The following is a 3,551-nucleotide window of genomic DNA, read 5'->3' as shown; positions in this document are numbered from 1 at the left end:
GCTCCCGGGATATTTGACATGGTGTCGCTACGCCTGGCTGATACCTTTGGCTTTGACGCGCTGTATATGACCGGCTTTGGCACCGTTGCCTCCCACCTCGGCCTGCCGGATGCGGGCTTGGCTACGTACTCGGATATGGTGGGGCGCGTCAAGTTGATGGCCTCCATGGCGCGAACACCGCTGATTGCCGATGGCGATACGGGCTATGGTGGCTTACTCAATGTAGCGCATACCGTGCGCGGCTATGAAAGTGCGGGTGCTTGTGCGATTCAACTGGAGGACCAGGAGTTTCCCAAAAAATGTGGGCACACGCCGGGACGCCGCGTTATACCGATGGCGGACATGGTGCGAAAAGTTCAGGTGGCATCGGACGCGCGCAGTTCCAAGGATTTCCTCATCATTGCCCGAACCGATGCGCGCAGCGCATTGGGCTTGGACGAGGCGATGCGACGTGCGGAGGCTTATGCCCGTGCAGGAGCAGATATTCTGTTCGTCGAATCGCCCGAGACACCACAGGAGATGATGCAGATCGGGAGCAGTTTTGATTTGCCCTTGCTGGCCAACATGGTGGAGGGAGGACGCACGCCCGTCATGAGTCAGCAGGAACTGGAAAATCTTGGCTACAAGATCGCCATTTTTCCGGTAACCGCAATGCTTGCGGCGACGCAGGCCATGAAGACCGTGTACGAGTCCTTCAAGCAAACCGGGTCCTCCGCCGGTCAGGTCACGCCTCTTATGCCGTTCACGGAACTCACCAAGCTCATGGGTTTCGAGGAGGTCTGGGAATTCGAGAAACGTTACAGCCATCCCGATTGAGCGACTATTAGCCCACTACCTGAAAGAGAACAAAATGAACAGAAATACCACCGCTTGTGCGCCACGGCGCAGGGTACTGCTTTCCATCTCCACCATGGGACTCGCTGTCTTGCTGGGAGGGGGTTTTGGCATAGCGCAGGCTCAAGACGCATGGCCCAACAAGACGATTCGCTTGGTCGTCCCATTCACGCCTGGCGGAGTGACGGACACCAGCGGGCGCTTGATAGCCGAGCATCTTGGAAAGAGATTGGGTCAGCAAATTATTGTTGACAACAAGCCCGGTGCCTCCGGCAACATTGGGACAAGTTTGGTCAAGGCGGCAGCAGCCGACGGGTACACGCTTGTTTTAGGCTTCGATGGCACGATGGTCATCAATCCACACGTCTTTGCAAAAACGCCTTTCGACACCGTCAAGGACTTTGTACCTGTAGGAAAGATCGGCGACGCGACCTTGATACTGGTAGCCAACCCTGCCCTGCCGGCAAAAACTCTGACTGAGGTCATCGCCTTGTCGAAGACGCAGCCAGGCGGGCTTTCCTTCGGGACCTCAGGAACCGGTGGCACACCGCATATTGCAGGGGAATTGCTCAAATCAAGAACCAATGCGAACCTTATGCACATCCCCTACAAAGGGGGCGGGCAAGCAATGACGGACGTTCTTGGCGGCACCATTCCCCTGGTCTACACAGCGGTTGCTGGCGCCCATGGTCATGTCAAATCAGGCAAGCTTCATGCCGTCGCGGTGTCAAGCGCCCAGCGCACATCTGCTTTACCGGATGTGCCCACTTTCATCGAAAGCGGGGTCCCCGACTTTGTTGTCAACTCATGGGTTGGCATTCTGGCACCGATCGCAACGCCAACCGCGATCGTGACACGTCTCAATACTGAGCTCAATGCTGTGCTCAATGACCCGGTGGTCCGCGAGAAATTGCGCTTGATGGGAATCGATGCAACTCCTGGAACGGTCGATCAATTCAGTAACGAAATCAAACGGGATCTGGCCCGTTACGGACAAGTCGTTAAATCCGCTGGCATCAGCATAGAGTAATCAATGGCACAAAGAAAAGGTGGCGCATGGACTTGCAACTAGCTCGGCAACATGTACTTATCACTGGAGGAAGCAAAGGCATAGGTCTGGCTTGCGCCAAGGGCTTCCTGCGCGAGGGGGCGCGAGTCAGCCTGGTCTCGCGAAGCCAGGCCTCATTGGAGAGTGCATTGCAGCAACTGGTGCAGCAGTTTCCTGCGATCGACGGGCGTGTCGGAATATTTGCTGCCGACCTTGAAGTGGCGGAGCAAGCCGGTGCGGCACTTGAACAGGCTGAGCGGCTTCATGGTGAGGTTGACGTACTGGTCAATTGTGCTGGCGCGGCCCGCCGTACTCCGCCTGATGAGCTCAACGCTCAAGCCTGGCATGACGCGATGAATGCCAAGTTCTTTACCTACGTGCACATGATTGATCTGGTGATCAAGAAAATGGGCCGGCGTGGTGTTGGCTCCATTGTCAACGTGGTAGGAGCCGGAGGCAAAGTGGCAAGCCCGATACATTTGCCAGGGGGGGCGGCAAACGCGGCGCTGATGCTTATCAGTGCTGGTCTTGCCGGCGCTTACGGGCCTCGGGGGGTTCGCGTCAATGCAGTCAATCCGGGAGGCACAGTCACTGACCGACTTCAGACAGGGTTGGAAGCGGCAGCCAAGCTTGGTCAAATCAGTGTCCAGGAGGCCTTGGCGCAGATGACACGCAAGGTGCCGCTCGGAAGGTTGGCACAACCGGAAGAAATTGCCAATGCTGTCCTGTTCCTGGCATCTCCCTGTGCGAGCTATATCACGGGTGCCATCTTGACGATGGATGGTGCTGCGACTTCGATGGTTGTTTAGCCAACACGGCCCGTCTTGTATCTCGTCAATCTTGTTTTGTCATCCGTGCGACCAGTTCCGGGAAATGAAGCTACAGGTGGCCGAGACGAGTTGGGCGCATTCGATGACGTTGCTTTCGATTCGGTGCCTTGGCCCAGCGATGGCGATGGCAAGGGTCTCCGAATTCACAGCCAGGAATGCGGAAATGGCCCATACATCCGCGACATTTTCGCCTTGACTGACAAAGTAACCACGTTTGCGGCCCGCGAGGATGTCGTTGGTGAGCGTCTGAGGGTCAGTCAACGTAGTGCCTGTGATCGCCGGAAAAGCCAGACCGGCAATCTGGGCGCGCAGATCAGCTTCCTTCATGCTACCCATTAGGGCTTTGCCGACCGCACTGCAGTGCAGTGGCTTGAATTCACCAGGCTTTGCCGAATAGCGAATGGAATGTGTGCTCTCCACCACTTGGAGATAAATGACAGCGTCCCCCTGGCGCTTGCCGAGGATCACCGTTTCCCGCGAAGCGTCGCGCAAGCGTTCCAGCAGTGGCATCACCCTTTCGACGAATGGGTCCTTTTCGTGGATTTCGCGAGCAATATCGAAGAGGCGACGCGTCGGATAAAGCGCGCGCCGTGTGTTCAGAGAGTACAGGTAACCCCGCGCGATGAGTGTGCGCACGATGGCGTGGCAACTGCTCTTGGGGATGCCGGTGATATCAGCGAGGTCAGTCAAGGAAAGCGGCTTCTGGACTTTATTGAAGGCCTCAAAAACATCGAGCACTCGTTCCACACCGATGACGGCGACACCTTTGGTCCCCGTGCTTGGCGTTTGAGGTGCTGCGGTAATTTGTTCGGTATTTTGAACAAAGTGTTCTGTATTCA

At 56.5% G+C, this 3,551-nt stretch carries 4 protein-coding genes; 3 read left to right on the top strand and 1 reads right to left on the bottom strand.

Translation table 11 applies throughout. The features are described from left to right. The 3 genes from ACOYNV_RS26630 to ACOYNV_RS26620 form a co-directional block, all read left to right on the top strand. Positions 1-816: isocitrate lyase/PEP mutase family protein (locus ACOYNV_RS26630; protein ID WP_422902841.1), on the top strand; the 816-nt coding region annotated here is incomplete at its 5' end. Between the two features lie 34 nt (positions 817-850). Beyond that, entirely contained in the window at positions 851-1,864 is a 1,014-nt protein-coding gene (locus ACOYNV_RS26625) for a Bug family tripartite tricarboxylate transporter substrate binding protein (RefSeq protein ID WP_422902840.1), read from the top strand. Between the two features lie 26 nt (positions 1,865-1,890). Beyond that, complete coding sequence (locus tag ACOYNV_RS26620; protein WP_422902839.1) at positions 1,891-2,691, top strand: SDR family oxidoreductase; 801 nt, start codon at positions 1,891-1,893, stop codon at positions 2,689-2,691. A 39-nt stretch (positions 2,692-2,730) separates the two neighbouring features. On the opposite strand, the gene ACOYNV_RS26615 is transcribed toward ACOYNV_RS26620, so the two are convergent. Beyond that, positions 2,731-3,551, bottom strand: an 821-nt coding sequence (locus ACOYNV_RS26615; RefSeq protein WP_422902838.1) for an IclR family transcriptional regulator, incomplete at its 5' end; no start/stop codon positions are given.

The organism is Propionivibrio sp., assembly GCF_049316945.1.
Classification (GTDB): Bacteria; Pseudomonadota; Gammaproteobacteria; order Burkholderiales; family Rhodocyclaceae; genus Propionivibrio.
Note: the sequence above shows the minus strand (reverse complement) of the source record. Positions and strands in the feature narration are given on the sequence as shown.

Bases quoted from the DNA above. Each gene is read 5' to 3' on its own strand.
- ACOYNV_RS26625 (WP_422902840.1), top strand. From the start codon at position 851: ATGAACAGAAATACCACCGCTTGTGCGCCACGGCGCAGGGTACTGCTT.
- ACOYNV_RS26620 (WP_422902839.1), top strand. From the start codon at position 1,891: ATGGACTTGCAACTAGCTCGGCAACATGTACTTATCACTGGAGGAAGC.